Origin of the sequence: Pedobacter sp. FW305-3-2-15-E-R2A2, assembly GCF_038446955.1 — a bacterium.
Classification (GTDB): domain Bacteria; phylum Bacteroidota; class Bacteroidia; order Sphingobacteriales; family Sphingobacteriaceae; genus Pedobacter.
In genome coordinates this window covers 2413686-2432831 of sequence record NZ_CP151803.1, presented here as the reverse complement: position 1 = coordinate 2432831, position 19146 = coordinate 2413686, and the positions used below count along the sequence as shown (strand labels likewise).

16 protein-coding genes are annotated in these 19146 nt (G+C 42.7%); 4 read left to right on the top strand and 12 right to left on the bottom strand.

Annotated elements, in window-relative coordinates; translation table 11 throughout:
- Positions 1 to 8: 8 nt before the first annotated feature.
- Positions 9 to 608 carry a Crp/Fnr family transcriptional regulator gene (locus AAFF35_RS10125; RefSeq protein ID WP_342332336.1) on the bottom strand — a complete coding sequence of 200 codons (600 nt, stop codon included), beginning with the start codon at positions 606 to 608 and terminating at the stop codon, positions 9 to 11.
- Between the two features lie 160 nt (positions 609 to 768).
- On the opposite strand from AAFF35_RS10125, the gene AAFF35_RS10120 reads away from it, so the two are divergent.
- The gene (locus tag AAFF35_RS10120) at positions 769 to 1014 is read left to right on the top strand and encodes a hypothetical protein (RefSeq protein WP_342332335.1); all 246 of its coding nucleotides are present in this window, start codon (positions 769 to 771) and stop codon (positions 1012 to 1014) included.
- Positions 1015 to 1157: 143 nt separating this feature from the next.
- A complete protein-coding gene (locus AAFF35_RS10115; protein ID WP_342332334.1) occupies positions 1158 to 1904 on the top strand; it encodes a metallophosphoesterase in 747 nt (248 codons plus the stop codon).
- Positions 1905 to 1925: 21 nt separating this feature from the next.
- On the opposite strand, the gene AAFF35_RS10110 is transcribed toward AAFF35_RS10115, so the two are convergent.
- The 5 genes from AAFF35_RS10110 to AAFF35_RS10090 all read right to left on the bottom strand — a co-directional run bounded on the left by AAFF35_RS10110 (position 1926) and on the right by AAFF35_RS10090 (position 6277).
- Positions 1926 to 2384, bottom strand: coding sequence for an NUDIX domain-containing protein (locus AAFF35_RS10110; RefSeq protein WP_342332333.1), 459 nt, complete (start codon positions 2382 to 2384; stop codon positions 1926 to 1928).
- Positions 2385 to 2505: 121 nt separating this feature from the next.
- On the bottom strand, positions 2506 to 2922 hold the full coding sequence (locus AAFF35_RS10105; RefSeq protein ID WP_342332332.1) for a response regulator: 417 nt from the start codon (positions 2920 to 2922) through the stop codon (positions 2506 to 2508).
- Positions 2923 to 3143: 221 nt separating this feature from the next.
- On the bottom strand, positions 3144 to 4595 hold the full coding sequence (locus AAFF35_RS10100) for a nicotinate phosphoribosyltransferase (protein ID WP_342332331.1): 1452 nt from the start codon (positions 4593 to 4595) through the stop codon (positions 3144 to 3146).
- A 26-nt stretch (positions 4596 to 4621) separates the two neighbouring features.
- On the bottom strand, positions 4622 to 5461 hold the full coding sequence (prs, locus tag AAFF35_RS10095; protein ID WP_342332330.1) for a ribose-phosphate diphosphokinase: 840 nt from the start codon (positions 5459 to 5461) through the stop codon (positions 4622 to 4624).
- Between the two features lie 108 nt (positions 5462 to 5569).
- Positions 5570 to 6277: an NUDIX domain-containing protein gene (locus AAFF35_RS10090; protein ID WP_342332328.1), complete on the bottom strand. Its 708-nt coding sequence runs from the start codon at positions 6275 to 6277 to the stop codon at positions 5570 to 5572.
- 142 nt (positions 6278 to 6419) lie between these two features.
- Between AAFF35_RS10090 and AAFF35_RS10085 the strand changes: the two genes are divergently transcribed.
- Positions 6420 to 6602, top strand: coding sequence for a hypothetical protein (locus AAFF35_RS10085; protein WP_342332327.1), 183 nt, complete (start codon positions 6420 to 6422; stop codon positions 6600 to 6602).
- A 66-nt stretch (positions 6603 to 6668) separates the two neighbouring features.
- Here AAFF35_RS10085 and AAFF35_RS10080 read toward each other — a convergent pair whose 3' ends face one another.
- The 6 genes from AAFF35_RS10080 to AAFF35_RS10055 form a co-directional block, all read right to left on the bottom strand.
- Entirely contained in the window at positions 6669 to 6905 is a 237-nt protein-coding gene (locus AAFF35_RS10080) for a hypothetical protein (protein WP_342332326.1), read from the bottom strand.
- Between the two features lie 177 nt (positions 6906 to 7082).
- Positions 7083 to 8651 (bottom strand): SPFH domain-containing protein, encoded by a 1569-nt coding sequence (locus AAFF35_RS10075; RefSeq protein ID WP_342332325.1) that lies wholly within the window; start codon positions 8649 to 8651, stop codon positions 7083 to 7085.
- Between the two features lies 1 nt (position 8652).
- Positions 8653 to 9219, bottom strand: coding sequence for a hypothetical protein (locus AAFF35_RS10070; RefSeq protein WP_342332323.1), 567 nt, complete (start codon positions 9217 to 9219; stop codon positions 8653 to 8655).
- A 57-nt stretch (positions 9220 to 9276) separates the two neighbouring features.
- Positions 9277 to 9582, bottom strand: a complete 306-nt coding sequence (locus AAFF35_RS10065) for a hypothetical protein (protein ID WP_342332322.1) — start codon at positions 9580 to 9582, stop codon at positions 9277 to 9279.
- A 282-nt stretch (positions 9583 to 9864) separates the two neighbouring features.
- Positions 9865 to 10350 carry a DUF4112 domain-containing protein gene (locus tag AAFF35_RS10060; RefSeq protein WP_342332321.1) on the bottom strand — a complete coding sequence of 162 codons (486 nt, stop codon included), beginning with the start codon at positions 10348 to 10350 and terminating at the stop codon, positions 9865 to 9867.
- A 148-nt stretch (positions 10351 to 10498) separates the two neighbouring features.
- A complete protein-coding gene (locus AAFF35_RS10055) occupies positions 10499 to 11293 on the bottom strand; it encodes an alpha/beta hydrolase (protein ID WP_342332320.1) in 795 nt (264 codons plus the stop codon).
- A gap of 517 nt (positions 11294 to 11810) precedes the next feature.
- On the opposite strand from AAFF35_RS10055, the gene AAFF35_RS10050 reads away from it, so the two are divergent.
- Positions 11811 to 19121 (top strand): LamG-like jellyroll fold domain-containing protein, encoded by a 7311-nt coding sequence (locus AAFF35_RS10050; RefSeq protein ID WP_342332319.1) that lies wholly within the window; start codon positions 11811 to 11813, stop codon positions 19119 to 19121.
- The last annotated feature ends 25 nt before the right edge of the window (positions 19122 to 19146 follow it).

The window sequence follows — 19146 nt, the reverse complement described above, 5'->3', positions numbered from 1 at the left end:
CTGGTTAATTAAGCAATTCTCTTTTGATCTGGATCAAAAGCGAGCTTTTTTCTGTTTCTAATTCTACTCAGTGTTTCCTGCGTAATGCCAAGATAGGACGCGACCGTTCCAAGAGGCGCTCTTCCGATGATGCTCGGTTGTGTCTCCATCAGAGTGTCATACCTTTCCTCCGCACTAAGAAACTGAAGCGCAACAATCCGCTCACCAGCCTTTAACAGGAAGCTTTGCAGGGTTTTATTTTCCAGGCGCTGCATTTCGGGAAAATCGATGAGCAGCTGATTCAGAGCGGTAAAAGAAATAGAATTGATTAATCCGTCTTCCAGCATTTCCATATGATATTTGGAAGCCGATTGGGTAAAAAAGCTCTCAGGAATGGTTACAAAATCTCCTTCGGTATAATACCCATAGGTGATGTCTTTACCTGCAGCATTGTGGTAAAAGATTCGGATCAGGCCTTTCTCTATAAAGAATAATTCTCTGGCGATCTTTCCGGTTTGATGTAGACTTTCTGTTCTGAAAACCTTTCGTTTTACAAACTTCTCCCGGATCGCCCCTTCCATTTCTTTGGAGACAGGGATCACTTTTTCGATTTCTGTTAGTAAGAGCATGCTTTAGACAAGTAGGTGAATATTGCAAAATAATCAATTTTATGCGCTAAAAGGAGAGAAATACTAGTTTTTTGCTAAGAACAAATAAGACAATCCGTTACAATTAGATTTTCTATCTTTTTTATTTTATATTGTATCTTCATAATAATCAAACGCTTTTATGGAAAAATTCAAAGAAAATCAGAAAAATCTGCTAACAAGAGCGGAAGCAAAGAAAATTTTAGGCGGTCAGGTAAACCCTAATGATCCAGCCGGTTGTCCGGAAGGAACGCATGAATATACCTGCCGTTGGGGAACGAACTGGAGAACGTATTGCGTAGCGAACGGCCTTGCCGATCCTAGCTGTGATGATCCTTATCCAGGATGGACACCAGAACCTGGAGTAGGTTTTCCAGGTCCGGCATAATTAAATCGACTACTTTGAATCTAAGAAGGGGCTTTTAGCTCAATTCGTAGCCCCTTCTTAATGGTAACTTTACCAATCACTGATCTACCCGCCCGCGTTCCATCGATAAAAAATCTATCTTTAACGGTAATACGCACACCATAATGAAGATACAGATTATAAGCGACCTCCATCAGGAGTTTGGCATTTCAGAATTAAACTTTGAAAATGCCGACCTGGTCATTTTAGCGGGAGATACCAACCTTGGTACAAAGGGAATTGAGTGGGTTAAAAAATACATTCCGAACAAACCTGTGCTTTATATTCTCGGAAATCATGAATATTACAAAGGGAGTTATCCAAAGACACTTCATAAGATCATCGAGGCCTCGGGAAACTCAAATGTAACCGTTCTTGAAAATAACCGTGTGGAGTTCGATGGAATCAGGTTTCATGGTGCCACACTATGGACCGATTTTTCTTTATTCGGAAGTCCGGTGGAATACGGAATTATCTGTCAAACGCAGATGAACGACTATAAACTCATCCGCCGGGATCCTGGTTATTCTAAACTGAGAAGTATAGACACCTTTAAAATGCATCAGATTTCCAAAGCATGGTTAGCGGAAAGTCTGGAAGAATCAAGAGGCTATAAAAATGTGGTCATCACTCACCATGCACCAAGTCTGAAATCCTCACCTGAATTATATAAAAATGATCCGGTGACTGCTGCCTATGCATCAAATCTTGAAGCATTAATTTCGAAATACAATCCTTTGTATTGGATACATGGCCACATTCACACGCCATGCAGGTATAAAATCGACCAGACAGAAGTGATCTGCAATCCACATGGGTATCTTAATGAAAAACACAATGGCTATGACAGGGAGCTCATCATCGAAATATAAGTTCAGCAACGTTAAGCTTTCCTAGGTTAGAGATGCATTCAATTCCAGCAAGAACGCAAATTGTTTCTCGTTGATGTACTGCTTTGCTTCTGCAAGACTGAACCAGCCTGCTTTATCTACTTCTTCAAAGGCAACGGTTTTACCGGAATTGGGTGGCCATTCCAGATCAAAGGTATTACAGTGGATTCTTTTATGATCCAGATCACCGGCAACAGCCCAACACCAGACCTGCTTGCCTCCTTTTTGTACAATCGGTTGAAGTTCAATAAATTTTCCTTCCGGCCGATAGCCGGTTTCCTCCTCAAACTCTCTGACGGCAGCATCTAATGGCAATTCATCCGAGGAGAACTCCCCTTTTGGGACGGTCCAATATCCCAGGTCTTTGTTCCGGAAGAAAGGTCCGCCAGGATGGACAAGAAAGAATTCCAGTCCTTTAACCGTATTTCTATACAATAAAATACCTGCGCTTTGTTTTGCCATTATTTTGCTGGTTTACCCATTATTCAACAAGGGAGCAGAGAAAAAGTTTTCACTTCAAACCACCAGCTACGCACCTGCTGGTGGTTTGAAGGAGTTGAAAGTTTACCGGAAATTACGGATTCTAAAAGAGGAAAACACGTGTTTTTCCGTAGCGATTTTTGCGCCTGTAACGCAACACATGCTTCTCAAGCTGGTTCAACAGATTATTTAAATCAAAAGGTTTGGCTATAAAAACATCACACATAAAATCTTTAACAGGCAAAAGCGTTTGTGGAAATGCAGAATAAATAATTACCGGAATGTTGCAGGTTGATTTATTTTGTTTAACACATGCACACAGCTCTTCACCATTCATCACGGGAAGCAGGTAATCCAGCAAGATCACTTCCGGCCGAAAATCATGCACAACCTTCAGAATTTCGTCTGTATAAGGTAAAAACAGACAATGGTAATGATGTTGTTCAAGAACATCTTTAAGTAACTCGGAAAGCGCGGGATCATCTTCAACAATAAGGATTCTTTTGAAAGATTCTTTCATACAAGGGGAGGTATGAGATAAAACTAGGCTTTTCAATTTTCCTCAGCATACCGTCTTTATACGGGTTATTTAAGAATAAGTTACCTGTTTACCCTGAAATATTCCTCCCGGTTTCAGTTCTCCTTTACCACCAGCATTATTTGTTTAACAACTCCAGGGTGATGGGCTACAGGAGAAAGCAAGGGTATGCCCGGAACGACATACCCTTAATCCAGCTAACTTTAAAGTTGAGCTACAGCTACTTCTTCCTGTACTTTGATCAGTGTTCTGATCTCTTCCAGACTGGTTTCTTTGATCAGCTTTCCATCACGATAGACCACCTGAAGTAAAGATTCTACTTCTTCAGCAGGGCTACACTGATCTTTGGTCAGATAGGTATCTCCTTCTTTCCTCAGGCAAAGCATTCCTTTCAGTGATTTCTTTTTATGATCCGTGATTGGATCTTTTTCAATCTCTCTTGGCTCACCATTCACTTCCACATAAGTAGCTTTGATGGCAAAACCTAAGGTATCGCGACTGTGGTTTCTTAAGATTCCACCTACTCCAATTACCAGGTTACTGGCTGCATATCCCATGTTTTTCAGGCGTTCCAAAGTCCTCAGGTATCTTTCGATATACATGCCATCACCATAGATCAGGCCTACTTTCGGGTTTAATATTTTATATCCTTTGCTGTTCAGCGTAGAGCCGAATTTCTCATCCAACAAACGGATGGCACCTTTCCATTCATTGCTTCCTTCTTCCGCTTCAGGGTTTCCGCAGATGATGTATTCCGGATTTCCGCTATCTGGCCTGAAGACCACTTTTCCATCTCTTTTCAGGATTTCCTCTTTTAAGGTTTCCGCGAAATCTGTCAGCACTTTGTACACATCAAAAGTATCAGATACGATAGATACGATTCCTGTAGGATACAGCTCCAGCATATGACGGAAAGCGCCGATCTCATCCTCTCTTCCGAAAGAACACATCACACTGTGCTCACTTGCAGGAACAGAAAGCAGGATTGGGGCACCCTGAATATCGGCATTGTAGTATTCTACCGCACAAGGCAAGGCAGGTACGTTATCACTCCCCAGGAAAGACAGCAAATGTGCTACTCCACTGATCGCTGCTCCTTCTTCTGAGGCATCCCCGCGATAACCAAAATCATGAACCTGGAAAGCTTTGGCCGCTTCCATTTCAATCTCATCTGTTTCGCTGAAATAACGGGTAACGATTTTACGATACTCATGACTGCAAGTCGCTACAGTGATCGTGTACCAAAGTTTCAGTAACAAGCTTTCCATAAATCCAACTACCCAGTAGAAATCAGGATGGGTATTAGTGATCGTCATCAGCACGTTTCTTACCGGCATGATCGTTCCTTCTTCTACCGCCTTAATTTCTACCGGCAAATAGCCCAGCTGACAAAGCGCTCTGATTTTACTTTCTATTTCCGGAGAATTGTTGCCCAGGATAAGTTTACGGTAAGTCAGGAACTCCTCTCCCATTTCCGGAGTGATCGGTTCAGATAAATACTGTTTGATATAATATTGAAGTCCGAAGAAAACAGTTTCGTCGAAGTTTTTATCGCTGCGTGCGGTGAGGTAAGAATATACTTTATTGCAACCTGGAGCATATTGTTCCATGTGGCCCATTTTGTAAACGTCGGTTTGAAGAAGGATATTTTTCATAATAATAGATTTTAAGTTAGGGGGGATTACAATTCGATCAGGTCGGCCAGCGGAATTCTGCTGATCAGATCTGAGCTGTCGTTTTTAATAGAATCGGTGGTATAGATATGGTCAACCCAGTCTACCAGTTCTGTTTCTCCATGAGACATGATGCCATGAGAAACAATGAGGCTGACCTTTCCGGCGTTGCGTTTTTTAAGTTCTTTCGCCACACCTACAAAGGTGGCACCGCCATCGCAGATATCGTCAATAATGAAGCAGTCTTTGCCACCCAGGTCATCCTGATCAACAGTGATCTGTTTGATCTTTCCATTGCTCACATCTCTTACCTTGTTGCAAAGGATGATGTCATTGTGATACGCTAAGGCTTCGGCCAGTTTATAGATCTTTTTAAGGGCACCCGCATCCGGAGAAACCAACAGGTAATCCGTATGGCTGCTCAGTACTTGTTTCGCCAGGCTATAGTTGCTGATCAGTTCGCAGTTGTCCAGTAAAGCCAGGGATACCTCAGAATGCACATCAAAAACATACACTTTTTCAAAGTTGCAGCTGTTGATCAGGTTGCACATCACTTTGATAGATAATGGCTCTCCTCCTACCATCACCCTATCCTGACGGGCATAGGGAAGATAAGGAATAAATGCGCTGATGTTTTTGCTGCCGTTTCTGCGCAATGCATCTACAGCCAATAACAACTTCATCACCTCGTTGGAATCGTTCAGTCTGGCAGAAACCAATACTTCTTCTGCACGATCTTGTAATTTGATGTGTACTTCACCTCCGCTAAATAAAAAGCTTTTGCTTTCTATCTCTTCCAGGGAAGAATCGAAGGGCTTGAATCCGGTTGATAAATTTAATACTTTCATATCTATTTGCGTTACAATGACACAAATTAAAGTCTTTATTCTTTCTTAAGCAAATTAATTTGTGTTTATTTTACACAAATTAATTTTAAAACCCATAATCAACTGATACTAAAGGAGTTTATTAAGATCGAAACCATTCACTTTAAGCTGTTTATATTTTTCATAATCGAAGGAATACAGATTCCCCGGTCGGCCGGCCCCTATTGATGGTGCCTTTTCATCCAGTTCAATAACCAGGCCTAAAGACATCACTTTACGTTTAAAATTTCTTCGGTCGATGTTACGGCCTAATAATTTCATATAAAGCTGCTCCAGGTCAGAGAAGACAAATCTGGTATCAAGGAGTTCAAAACCGATAGGTTCATAAGTAATCTTTGCCCTTAAACGGGCGATGGCTTTCGCTACGAGCTCCTGATGGTCGAAAGCCAGTGCAGGAAGGTCGTAAATATTGAACCAGGCTGCTTCAGAAGCATCCGTGGAGGCGAACAAGCTGAAATCGGCAGATTTAACCAGTCCGAAGTAAGCCACTGAAATGATGCGGGTTCTGGGATCCCGATCGGGTTTACCAAAGGTGAAGAGTTGTTCCAGGTAATTGATAGAGACTCCTGCTTCCTCCTGAAGCTCCCTTTCTACCGCCGCTTCCAGGCTCTCCTCATTGTGTACAAATCCACCGGGTAACGCCCATTGCCCAACGAAAGGTTCAATCTTTCTTTTAATCAGGAGCACGGAAATTCCGTTTTCCTGATTGTAGCCAAAAACAATAGCATCAACGCTAACTTTTATATCTTGTTTAATGGCAGGTGTAGTTTTATTCATTTATAGAGATAGCTTGCTACAAAGTAATAACATTAATCGGGGAATCGGAAAAGAAGAAGAAAACAGCTAAAATTAGGTTTTTGAATAAAACCTAATTTCAGCAGGATTGTTATAATCATAAGACGGATTAAAAATAACGATTATGAGCAAGCGCATTAATGATAAATTCGGATCAGTTTTGGATTCTAAACTTGGACGCAGGGATTATTATTTTCATCCAGACGAGGATTTCAGAGAAGATAAAGAATGGGCCAAGAGAAAATCTGCTACACTGACCAAGAAAGATGATTTTAACAAAAAATCACCTGATGAAGTTTCTATATAAGGAAAAGAGATAAAATTCCTGCATAAAAATACCGGTAATAGTTAATTACCGGTATTTTAAATTTGCCTACATGGGTTGATGTTTTCTTAGCATGGTATCTATTGGCTTCCGGTTTAAAGTGTCTTTTTTAGGCTTATTCTTTTTGTTTGTCATTTTCTTTTTATGCATTCCTGGCTTTTTAGGATGATGTCTTTTAGTCGTGTCCTGGGGTTTTCGGGTGGTATCTTGTCTGGGAAGATCAATTGCAAATGCTGACCAGCAAAATGCAGTCAACACGAATAGTGTGATGAATAAATTTTTCATGGCTTAAACTTTAAATTAAATTGAACAGGTGCATAACATCTGCCCAAAATAAATGGTTTCGATATTCCTAAAAACCCGTACAAACCGAAAATGCAATACGTATTTTCCATCTTACCAAAAAGACCGCCTTCATTATTTATGAGGCGGTCTTTTTATTTAATAAAGGCACTATCTGTGCTAGACAATGGTCTGATCGCCGGTAGCTGAACTTGCCGGAGGAACAATCACTACCGGAGGCACCACAATCGGCGCCTCAGGATCGTTAGCTCCTTTCAAGTAATTAGGCAGGTTTAAACCAGCCATATTAAACAAGTCATTTAACGGCGGAACAGTTTTCATCATACCTGAAACAAAGTTTGCAGTAGATGAATTTCCGTTTTCAGCATTTCCGCTTCCGGAATCCCAAACGGTAATCTTATCAATTTTAATGTTTTTAACGGCTTCAACCTGTGTTCTTACCAGCTCAGGTAATTTCTCTAACAACAACAGCTGGAAGGCCTGTGTAGGGTCTCCGCCAGCAGCAGCAACCACTTGCTTGTAACCTTCTGCCTGTTTGGTCAGGATTTCATACAATCCTTTTGCTTCGGCTTCCATTTTTGCATAAATCGCATCCGCCTCACCTTTCGCATTTTCTCTGATCGTTTCCGCATCTGCCTGTGCCTGAATAATGGTTTTCTGTTTCGCAATTTCCGCAGGGATCACAATGTTCGCAATCTGTGTGGAGCGTTCGCGTTCAGAACGGGCAAGCTCTGCTTTTTGCTCGGCCAGATAAGCCGCCTCTAATGCTTGTGCCTGTTGCACCTTTTCCGCAGAAACAGCAATTTTTAAAGATTCTGCTTCTTTCTCACGACGTAACGCATCGGAGTTCGCGATGTTTATTTTCGCCTGATTCTCTCCCTGAACGGCAAGGGAATTGGCTTCCGACATTTTAATACGACTATCTCTATCGGCCTCAGCTTTACCAATTTTTTCATCCTTAGCAGCAGCAGCAATACTGATTTCTCTATCTTTTTGAGTAATCGCAATCTTCACATCACGCTCACGTTGTGTTTCTGCAATCTGAACATCTTTTTCACGATCGGCGATTGCTTTACCTGTTTCCCCGATTTTAGTTTGCTCAGCAACACTGATCAAGGCTTCGTTAATGGCTTTTGCTGCAGCTTCTTTACCTAAAGCTTCAATATATCCGGATTCATCTTTAATGTCCGTTACGTTCACGTTGATCAGTTTAAGACCGATCTTTTTAAGCTCTGCATCTACGTTTTTAGAAATGTTATCTAAAAACTTATCACGGTCGGAATTGATTTCTTCAATCGTCATGGTCGCTACCACCAAACGCAGCTGACCGAAAAGAATATCTTTAGCCAATTCCTGAATATCGCTTGGTGCCATTCCTAATAAACGTTCTGCGGCATTGTTCATGCTATCGCTTTCTGTCGAAATTGCAATGGTAAAGCGACAAGGAACATCCACCCTAATGTTCTGGCGACTTAAAGCATTCATCAGGTTTGCTTCAATAGAGATCGGTTTAAGGTCCAGATAAGCGAAATCCTGAATCACAGGCCATACAAAAGCACCACCACCATGAATACATTTTGCGGAGGTTCCCCCGGTTTTTCCGTAGATCACTAAAATCTTGTCAGACGGACATCTTTTGTAGCGGGCAATTAAGGCGGAGATGGTGACGAAAAGGACGACAACCAATACGAAAATAATGGTTAAAGGGGATTGAAAGATGTTTTCCATGTTAAATTTTAGCTACTAATACCAGGTTTTGAGTTTGTATGTTAATGATCATAACGGTTGATCCGCTTTCGATTAATTCTCCGTCTGTAATCGCGTCAAGTTCTCTGAATGAGCCGTTGATACTGATTTGGACTTTGCCTGTGCCCTTCCTTTCGGCAGGGATCCGAAGGTATACGGTGCAGGTCTTTTTTAGGGTGCTTTCTATTTTAAAACTATTGTCTTCGCCAAGCTTTTGGATTTGTTTAATGATGACAAAAAACAGAAGGACGAATCCTACCCCAACGGCCACACCTAAAGCAATCAATAAGGTTCTGTTCTCTATGAGCTGATAAAAAGAAATACCGGTCCAGCTTAATCCCAACAGAAAATTGATCAGGTTCCGGAAAGAAAACAATTGAAAAGGCTCATCCGGATGATCCAGACTACCATCAAAATCTACATCTATCCCATCCGCACCATCAAAGCCCATAAAGGTCATGACACTTTGCACAGCAAAAATTAAACTTACGGGAATTGCAATGAACCAAAAGGTTCTGAGGAGGGGTTCTAAAGCGTTGAAATAATCCATTTTTGTAAAAATAGCATTTTTTTACAAAAATGGAAATTTAAGATTCTTCGAAATTATCTATTTTATAATTTTATTCATCGTTACCAATAAAGGCCTTTTAGCGGTATCGTTATCGTCAAAATGCATCAAAACATCACTTTTAACCTTACTGTTCAAAAACTTTGTCGGCCTTACAATGGCAAATCTCAACTTAGGATGGTGTTCTTTCCGGTCAAAGCCGACAAACTTTATTGTATCTCCGGTTATTGAATAGGTCCCTTTTATTTTATTGTCTTTGAGTTTAAGAATACTATTGCAATTTGCAGCGCCTTCGGCATTGGCTACGAATACATCTTTACCCTCAAATTTTTCAAAGTCTACCAATCAAAACGGGCGCCAGACTGTTACACCAAGAGCAAACAGCATAAATGTGATGAGATATAGCCTACTCCTGTTGTTAAACTTTTCTTTAAAAGCCTTCTCAACCTGAAATAAGAAACTCATAACAAGAATGATAAAGACCAGGAATAGTACAAACACAGAAACCATCTCCATAATAGGAAATCTATCGGTTGTAAATAAATCTTCCAGGTAATATCTGGACTGAACCAGCAAAAAGAAAATTACGGTAATAATGAGCAGCGCCTTATTCTTCATAGGTCTGAACTAAAACAAACTGATGATCCAGGCTGCAATATACCATAGGATAACCAGAAGTATAATAAAGATGATAAAAAGTGCTGCTAAGGCCAGAAGAATGGTGCTTTTCCCACTTCCCTGGTGCTTTCCTTCCTGGTAATACTCCTCCATGAGCTTCATATTCCTGGTATTCGACTTAAAGAAGAAATCCCAGATCTGGCCGATTCCGGGAATCGCGCCGATAGTCGCGTCAAGAAAGATATTGAGACACATCAAAACAACAATCTTACTGGTTAATCCTTTACTGGACATCGCCAGGACTAATCCCCCAGAGATGATGAATCCTGCAAAATCTCCTGCAAAAGGAATGAGATTCAGGATGGGATCAAGGCCGAAGCGAAACTTCGTTCCCGGAAGCCGAAACTGCTCGTCCATGAGGTAAGAAAGTTTCCTTACCGTCCTGATGGTCGGGGTATTGGGAATTTCATTTTGATGATGAGCGGTCTTCGACATTTAAGATAAACGGAATGTGAAGCTAAATGTTTTACAAAAGGGAATTTAGGGGCTTCTTTTTAAAACCAGCATGATTTATTAATAGATCATGCTGGTGCTTATTTCAAAAAATCTAAATAAGGTTTATAGAAAATCTAATTTTGCGCAGTTATGCCCTGATGGCATTGATCGTGTCGTTTAAGGCTTCATTGAATGCTTCCGGATGTTCGATCATTGGATAATGGCAGGTTCCTGCGATCTCTCTGAACTCGAAACCATGAGCGGCATTTTTTTGCAAGGCCTCTATATTAGTAGGGTAATAGCTGACGTTAATCAGGTAAATCTTCAGCTTTAAATGAGGAAGCAAATCCTTCTCCACCTCATCCATCTTAAAAAACTCCGGCATGGTCGCCTGGCCCATTGGCTCATAAGTATTCCTGTAATCCGCCACTATTCTATCGGTAATCGAGACCGGAGTATCGGCGCTAACCAATTCCATCCTTGCATATTGTTCATTGGTTCCTGCAAAGTCTTTTTTCAGACTCTCGATGATCCCTCCCACCTGATCCTGAAATTCCGGAGCCAAAGGGGTTGCTACGTTTTTAAAATTATCGACAACGACAAACCCAATAATCGGATCCGGGAATTTTGTTGCTGCAATCAGGTTAAGATCAGCGCCAAGAGAATGACCGATCAGGATCACCTTTTCCAGCTGATGGTATTTGATTAAGGCAACGATATCATCCGCCAGGCCTTCAATTGACCAATCAGTTCGTGACCTACCTGATTTACCATGACCCGCAAGGTCTAAAGTAACCACGGTATAATCCCGTTTGAAAAAGTCAACCTGCGCTGCCCAGTAACTTTGGTCAATGTAAGCACCATGAACAAATAACAAGGTAATTTCCCCTTTACCATCAATATGGTGATTAATCGTAGTTCCGTTGTTTTCGAATTCTCTCATCTTAGTATATTTTAGCGATACCAATTTAAGCTTTTATCATTTAGTATTCTATTTTTTAGATTTCTTAACCCTGAATCTATGATACAAAGACAACGAAATTTAAAATAAAAGAACTGGTATTGACAACAAGTGCAAACGTTTGCGTTGAAATACACAGCGTTGCATTTCAACGCAAATATTACATCGAAATTATCCCTATTATATACTGATTTAGTAGATTTTATCCCCCTTAACTTCTTTAATTTACAACAGATCCCTGAAAAATATCTATCTCATTTCAAGATCCGGACTAAAAAGCGCTCAAACAAGCTAATTAAATCAATATCAATCGTTTGCGCAATGATAAAAAACAGATTCCAAACAAAAGCCCTTAAATTGGATTTACCAAACTAACCATCCTAAATCTTCTCTTATGAAATCTCTCCTTCACCACCTCTTCTTCTTCAGGAAAGTCCCTGCACTCCTTTACATTCGAAGTAACCCACAGCACTAAACCAACCAAACCCTATAAACCATTATGAAGAAAATTTTATTATTTCTTTGGGGCATTCTTGTGCCTTTATTTTTAACTGCGCAGGTTCGGAAACCCGTCGAAAAAGACTTCCGGATCCTCCATACCAACAAAGAATTTAAGCCCGAAAAAGGCTTTCGATCTGATCAGAGCGCCAACATGACAGATCAGAAAAAAGGAAGGATAAAGTACACTAAAGGAGAATACTTCCTCGTTCAGTTCGAAGAACTTCCAGATGCCACACAAAAGGAAAAGTTAAAAAACCTGGGCATAAAACTGCTCGACTATGTGCCAAATTATTCCTATTACGCACACTTTAAAAAAGAACTCCACTCTGATCAGTTTCCGGCTTTAGGCATCAGAACAGTTTTACCCATAGACGAAGGCTTCAAATTATCCGAAGATCTTTTCAGAAACAGGATTCCACAACATGCCAGAAAAGGCACTGAACTGGAACTGGAAGTCCTATTTTATGAAGAAGCAGATCTTGTTGCCGCTGAAACCGCCCTACTCAAAGAAGCCAGGATCAAATCTAAAGGTCAGACCAGAAAATGGACGATCATGATCCCTCAGCATAAGCTAAAAAGGCTAGCAGCAATTAAAGAGATCAAATTCATTTCCCCTGTCGAGGACGCACCAAAACCGGAAGTAGATGGTCCGGGGGATATTTTCGCCAATAACATCGGTCGCTCCAACTACATCAACAGCGGGTTTAACGGATGGAATTACAATGGAACGGGTGTCAATGTACACATCCGTGAAAATGATTTTCTGCAGGACATTGACATGCAAGGCAGGATGATTCCCGGCTCAGCAAATGTAAATCCCGGAGGGCACTCCTGGGGTGTTTCCAAAAGGATGGGCAGTGCAGGAAATTACGACCCTAAAGATCAGTCCAATGCATGGGGTTCAAATTTTTATGTCGTCTCCGGACAAAACACCTATACCAATTACGATGATCCCAATAAAAAGATCAGGGTAACCAATATGTCTTATGGCTGGGGTGCCGATGCGAATTATAGTTCTTTATCAAATGAGCACGACAACTATATCCGGACCAGACCGGAGGCCATGCTGGTTTACTCTTCCGGGAATAGTGGCGACATCGTACCTATCGGTGGAAAATACAATGGTCTGCCGGGTTGGGGTAACCTGACCGGAAGTGCCAAACATGCCAAAAACCTGTTGACCATCAGTGGGACCGATTATGATGACAATTTTCTGGATTGGACCAATAAAGGGCCAGCTTATGACGGCAGGATTAAACCAGACCTTACGATAGAAGGTTCCGGAGGAACTTCTTACGCCGCACCGAAGGTCTCCGGTATTTTCGCAATATTGCATCAGGCCTATAAAGCTGAAACTCAAGCTGCAACTGCGCCTTCTGCGTTGATCAAGGCCATTCTTCTGAATACTGCCGACGACATCTACAATGCAGGAATCGATTTTAAGACAGGCTTTGGTCGTCCAAACGTTCGTCGCGCTTTTAAAACCATCCAGAACAGAAGCTTCAGTACGGGCCAGATGGCAAACGGCGGATCAACAAGCAGTACCATTGAGGTTCCCGCAGGAACGAGCCAGGTCAGGGTCTTGTTATATTGGGCTGATTACGAAGCTACACCAGGAGCAGCACAGTCGCTGGTAAATGATCTTGACCTGAATGTAACCGATCCTTCAGCCAATACTTTCCTGCCATGGGGATTGGATACCGCGGCCAATGCAGTAAGCCTGAACGCTCTGCCGACCAGAAAAGCAGACCATATCAATAACGTAGAGCAGGTAACCATAGACAACCCTGCTGCCGGAACGTATACCTTAAACATCAATGGAAACCTGATCCCACAAGGACCTCAGGAATATTTCATCGTCTATGAGTTTTTAAAAGACGAGATCATGATGGCCTATCCGCTTGGAGGAGAAGCCATGGGACCGGGAAAATCAGAATATATCCGTTGGGATGCTTATGGTGTTCCGGGTAGTTTTAACCTCGACTATTCTGCAGATAACGGCAGCACCTGGACAGCCATCGCCAGCAATATCGCGGCAGATAAACGACAGTTCAAATGGACGGTTCCAAACCTCTCCTCGAAAATAAAGATCCGGGTAAAAAGAGGCACACAGGAGAGCACAGCCAGCAATGTGAATGTCCTGGCCGCACCGGAAGGCTTAGAAGTCGTCTGGGCGGGTAGTAGTTCTTTACAACTCTCCTGGAAAAAACTAACACCTGCAGTTCAATATGAAGTATTCAAACTTGGCGAAAAATATATGGAATCGGCAGGTTTGACCAGCGACACCAGTATCGTCCTGAATGGATCAGATTCAAACAAACAGGAATGGTATGCCGTTCGTGCTATTGGCGCAAACGGACTGCAAGGACTTCGGGGAAACAGCATCCCTAAAGAAACAGGCTTACTGAATTTCAAAAACCTGATTACAGGAACAGCATTCAATGTTCGCAAAAACGCGGCCCTGCTTACAGGAAAAGTGAACTCATTAGGGGGAACGCTGACAAACCTCGTCTTTGAATATGGCCCTACAACAGCCTATGGTTCACAAGCGATCGTCGCAGGTTCTTTTTCAGGCTCCAACCTTATTCCCGTTCAACAAGAGGTTCCGCTGACCATGAAATCCGGAGAAGTATGGCATTACCGACTAAAAGCACTGGCCAATGGCGTCGATGTTTTTGGAGAAGACCATACCTTCCAGCCCGCTCCGGGAAACTCCGTTGCCTTTACAGGAACCGGAACGGAATTTATTACTTTGGGGAACAATTCTGCCATTAACGGAACAAAAGCAAGAACGATTGAGCTTTGGGCAAAGGCCGATGCCTTCAACGATGGCGGCGTATTTGCAACGGGCATCACCGGAACAAATCTCGGGGAATTCAGTTTGAGAACCACGACCACTGATAACCTTTGGAGGGCCAATTTCTGGAATTCCAGCAAAGATTTCAGCTTAGCCAACAGTAAGGGCGAATGGCACCATTATGCATTGGTATTTGATGGAACGAATGTTAGTTTCTACTACGATGGAGAACAAAAACTAGCACCAACGCCTACGGCTTTAAATACCACAAACGGCCTTGTGCGACTGGGTTTATGGAACAGTGGACCGAGCAATAAGTTTTTCAAAGGAGAGATCGATGAAGTCAGGGTTTGGAGCAAAGCATTGAGTTCATTCGAGATCAAGCAAGGCTTCCATCATCCGGTTCAGGGAAATGAAGCCGGCCTGGTTTATTATGCGAATTTCGACAATGCCGAGTCTGAAATTTACGATATCGTTAGTAAAAAAGCGGTATTGGTAACCGGAACTCCGGTTCGGATCAAAACGGCCTATCCTTTTGGCGGTGGTGTTTCACAGGCAAAATCTGAAGTCGCCGGAAGCTTAGTTTATGGCAATGGGGTTGATGTTACAGCTTTCTATAACGCGGTCACACCCGTGATTGCAGGATTCTCGAAGATAGATTTCAGTTCGCCCGCATTCAATGACTTCTCCCCTTCTGCGGTTAAAATAGGCAATGAATATTGGGTAGGGAACCGTTTCAATACCAACGCCAACCTGAATATGAATCTGACTTTTACGAGTACAGAAGATTTAACCGCCGCAGATCAGCTTCATCCGGAAAAAATCCTGGTGCTGACCAGACCTGCTTATGGTAGTGCCAAATGGCAGTTCAGTACACCTGCGACTGCGGTAGACGAAGTAAACAACACGATTACCGTCAATAACTTAAATGCGTATTCACAATATTTCTTTATCAAAGACAGCGCTCCTTTTCTGTTGAGTACAGCAGATTCACTAGTCTTCAGCGATGCAAGAGCAGGATCAAAAACAAAGGCTGAAAGCTTCCTGCTTTCCGGCACAAACCTTTCTGCAGATAGCATCAGGATTAAAGCACCTGTAGGTTATGAAATCTCCATGGACAACCTGACTTTTGTAGATGCCAATTCATTTCTGACGGTCAGCCCTGTAAATGGAACGGTTAAAGACCTGAAGATCTATGCCCGTTTTACGCCGACTGCAGCTCAGGTTTATACCGGTACGATTAAAATCAGCTCAGGGTTGCAATTGTTTTCCGAAGTTAAGGTGAGCCAAAGAGGAATAAAAGCAGATGTAATTGCTGGAAAATCAATGACCTTTGATGGGAATGGAGATTACCTGGAAATTCAGGACCTCAACTGGCAGCCAAAAGTCTTTACTATTGAATGGTGGCATAAGGCTAAATCTTATAAAAATTATAACCAGTCCATCGGTAATGGATGGGGTTCATTCCTCGTTCATTCCGATACTGGTGGGGGATTAAATATCGGGGTTGCCAACAATTCGGCTTCCAGACTAAGTATACCGGAGGCCTTTAAGGATCTCGCATGGCACCATTATGCCTATACGTTTAACAATGGCGTCGCCAGAATCTATAGAGATGGAAAGCTGGCCGACAGCAAGACTGCTTCTTCGCTCCCGCCGGTATGGAGCAGTTTCAAAATCGGATCTACCGATGGCAATTCTATTGACGGGGAGATGGAAGAATTCAGAATGTGGTCTGTGGAAAAAACACAGCAGCAGGTTCGTGAAGGAATGCACCTGACATCAGTAGGAAATGAACCCGGATTAAAAGTCTATTTACAGTTTCAGGATGCGTTAAAAGGCGTATCAGATTTATCGGACAACGGCTATAAGGTTTCCTTAAATGGAGATGCTAAAAGAGTGGTCTCTACTGCTCCGGTGGCTGCAGGAATCAGCGAAAGCAAGCAAATTACCGCAGCAGGAATCAGCGACTATCCACTGGCAGGTTTGAGTTTGCAGTTTTCTGAAACCGGTACCCATCCAAATGGAGAAGTGGTCGTGAGCCGATTAAAATCTATTCCAAACGAAAACACCAGCGTTTCTGTCTTAGACAGTACTTATTGGGTCATCAACAATTACGGAACCAATATCGCTCCTACCGGGCTTATTGGATTGAGCCTGAAAAATGTACAAGATCCTTCCGCAACAGCCGGCTTATATCGCCTGAGTTCCCGTGCTTTTAATGCTTTTGGCCAGACCTGGAGCTCGATGTCCACTCAGCTCAGTCCGACTGCCAATCCGGTTAATTTTGAACTCAGCCCGGCTCCTGCAGGTGTTACCTTCGGACAGCTGGCACTGAACAAAATTTCAGGTTTTGAGCCACTGGAAACACTGGCAGGAAAAGCATACCAGTTTGACGGAACCACCGGCGCTTTAAAAATAACAGGACTGAACTGGAAGCCAACCACCTTTACCCTTGAATACTGGCTAAATGCAGCTTCGGCAAAATCATGGAATCAATCGGTCGGAAATGGCTGGGGAAGCTTCCTCGTACATGCAGACGATGATAAAGGTTTGAGCATAGGGGTCGCAAACAATGCCGCCTCAAGGATTGACATTCCCGGAATGTTCAATACTTTAAATGTATGGCATCACCTTGCCTTCAGTTACGATAACGGAGCAGTTAAACTCTATATAGACGGTCAGTTATCAGCATCAAAACCAAGTTCATCGGCTCCACCGCTATGGGATAGCTTCAGTATCGGAAGTATGGACGACAATACCATCAACGGAAGAATGGATGAGTTCCGCTTGTGGTCTACGTCGCGTAGCGCACAGGAAATTCAGGAAAACATGCACTTAACGTTAAGCGGCAATGAACCTGGATTAAAGGTCTATTTACAAGGACAGGGAAATGCAGGTCCGGCTCAGCTCATCGATGTATCACCAAACCATTATGTAGTAGAAGCGACCGGAAATGTACAACGCGAAGCCTCTTCTGCTCCGGTAGCCAATGGGATTAGTCAGACGTTGGTGGTAAATGCCGCCGGAAAGTATGACTTTAACCTCAGTGGACTGGCTTTAAATTATGCAGCTACAGGAACTTATCCCAAAGGGAATGTGGTGATTAGCAAATTGAACAGCCTTCCGTTTAACCTGGCGGCCAACACCAATCCCCTGGATTCAAAATACTGGATCATCAGGAATTATGGAGACACAGCGGCCAGTGCGCTTGAAAGCGCTGAGCTATCCGGTGTTGCCAACAGCAATGTGAACCTGAACCTTTATCAACGCGGTTTTAACCAAAGCGGAGATTGGGGTACCGGAATTCAGGGAACCACCCAAATTGGTTTCAGCAGTTTCATTGCAGGAACTGCAGACCTGAGAAACAGCCAAATCATTATCGATAGTAAAGCGAATACCGCACCGCTGATTGCTTTCAGCGCTCCTTCGAATAACGCAAACTATAAAACCACCGATTCGATAAAAATAACAGGAACGGCTTCAGATCCGGATGGACCGATGCCAGTGGTCGAGGTCTACAATGGAACAACAAAGGTTGCTGCCCTTACAGGACCTTCGTTCAGTTGTAGCCTTGAACCACTTCCTGCAGGAACTTATCAACTCCTGGCCAAAGCCCTGGACAAAGCTGGGTTGATGGCAACAGATACGGTTTCTATCACGGTTAAAACGAATACCAATCCAATGGTTACCTTAACTGCCCCAGTGCAGAATGCCGTGTTTGACACCTCACAGCCCATTCTTCTGAAGGCAGAGGCGAGTGATGACGATGGCACCATTGCCCTGGTGGAATTCTATGACGGAACCGTAAAAATCGGAGAAAGTAATGCCTCACCTTATGAGTTCAACTGGACCGGAGCAACAGTAGGCAATCATCAGCTGAGGGCAAAAGTGAAAGACAATAATGCGGCAGAAAGTATTTCTGAGCAACTTAGTCTTGAGGTTATACCCGTTAATGCAGCACCTGCGGTAGCGATCATCAGTCCTGAGAATGGAAGCCTCTTCAATCCGAACAAAAAGGTAACCATCACTGCTCAGGCTACGGATTCAGATGGAACTATTGCTAAGGTTGAATTCTTTGAAAGGTCTTCTAAAATTGAAACAGTGACCATTCCACCTTACACTTTTAGATGGCAGCCCAAAGATCCGGGCACTTATTACCTTAGCGCTGTCGCTACGGACAATAAGGGATTGACAAGTACTTCCACTACGGTAATGGTTAACCTGGAGAAAAAGAAAGATGCGATTCTGGCTTCGAATATCATCACCCCAAATGGAGATGGCAGAAATGATAAATGGATCATTGAAGACATTGCTAACTTCCCGAATAATAAGGTGACGGTTTTCACCAAAAAAGGAAGAGTTGTGTTTAGTACCAGAAATTATTCCAATGATTCTAATTATTGGGAAGGACTATTTGACGGGAGTCCTTTAACCGAAGACACCTATTTTTATACCATTGACATCGGTGCAAAACAAGCCTATACCGGCTTTATCACCCTGATCAGATAATGGTTATTTTATCTACCGGATGCCT

Excerpts from the sequence above, each read along its gene's own strand:
- AAFF35_RS10125 (WP_342332336.1), bottom strand. The coding sequence starts at position 608 with ATGCTCTTACTAACAGAAATCGAAAAAGTGATCCCTGTCTCCAAAGAA.
- AAFF35_RS10120 (WP_342332335.1), top strand. The coding sequence starts at position 769 with ATGGAAAAATTCAAAGAAAATCAGAAAAATCTGCTAACAAGAGCGGAA.
- AAFF35_RS10115 (WP_342332334.1), top strand. The coding sequence starts at position 1,158 with ATGAAGATACAGATTATAAGCGACCTCCATCAGGAGTTTGGCATTTCA.
- AAFF35_RS10110 (WP_342332333.1), bottom strand. The coding sequence starts at position 2,384 with ATGGCAAAACAAAGCGCAGGTATTTTATTGTATAGAAATACGGTTAAA.
- AAFF35_RS10105 (WP_342332332.1), bottom strand. The coding sequence starts at position 2,922 with ATGAAAGAATCTTTCAAAAGAATCCTTATTGTTGAAGATGATCCCGCG.
- AAFF35_RS10100 (WP_342332331.1), bottom strand. The coding sequence starts at position 4,595 with ATGAAAAATATCCTTCTTCAAACCGACGTTTACAAAATGGGCCACATG.
- prs (WP_342332330.1), bottom strand. The coding sequence starts at position 5,461 with ATGAAAGTATTAAATTTATCAACCGGATTCAAGCCCTTCGATTCTTCC.
- AAFF35_RS10090 (WP_342332328.1), bottom strand. The coding sequence starts at position 6,277 with ATGAATAAAACTACACCTGCCATTAAACAAGATATAAAAGTTAGCGTT.
- AAFF35_RS10085 (WP_342332327.1), top strand. The coding sequence starts at position 6,420 with ATGAGCAAGCGCATTAATGATAAATTCGGATCAGTTTTGGATTCTAAA.
- AAFF35_RS10080 (WP_342332326.1), bottom strand. The coding sequence starts at position 6,905 with ATGAAAAATTTATTCATCACACTATTCGTGTTGACTGCATTTTGCTGG.
- AAFF35_RS10075 (WP_342332325.1), bottom strand. The coding sequence starts at position 8,651 with ATGGAAAACATCTTTCAATCCCCTTTAACCATTATTTTCGTATTGGTT.
- AAFF35_RS10070 (WP_342332323.1), bottom strand. The coding sequence starts at position 9,219 with ATGGATTATTTCAACGCTTTAGAACCCCTCCTCAGAACCTTTTGGTTC.
- AAFF35_RS10060 (WP_342332321.1), bottom strand. The coding sequence starts at position 10,350 with ATGTCGAAGACCGCTCATCATCAAAATGAAATTCCCAATACCCCGACC.
- AAFF35_RS10055 (WP_342332320.1), bottom strand. The coding sequence starts at position 11,293 with ATGAGAGAATTCGAAAACAACGGAACTACGATTAATCACCATATTGAT.
- AAFF35_RS10050 (WP_342332319.1), top strand. The coding sequence starts at position 11,811 with ATGAAGAAAATTTTATTATTTCTTTGGGGCATTCTTGTGCCTTTATTT.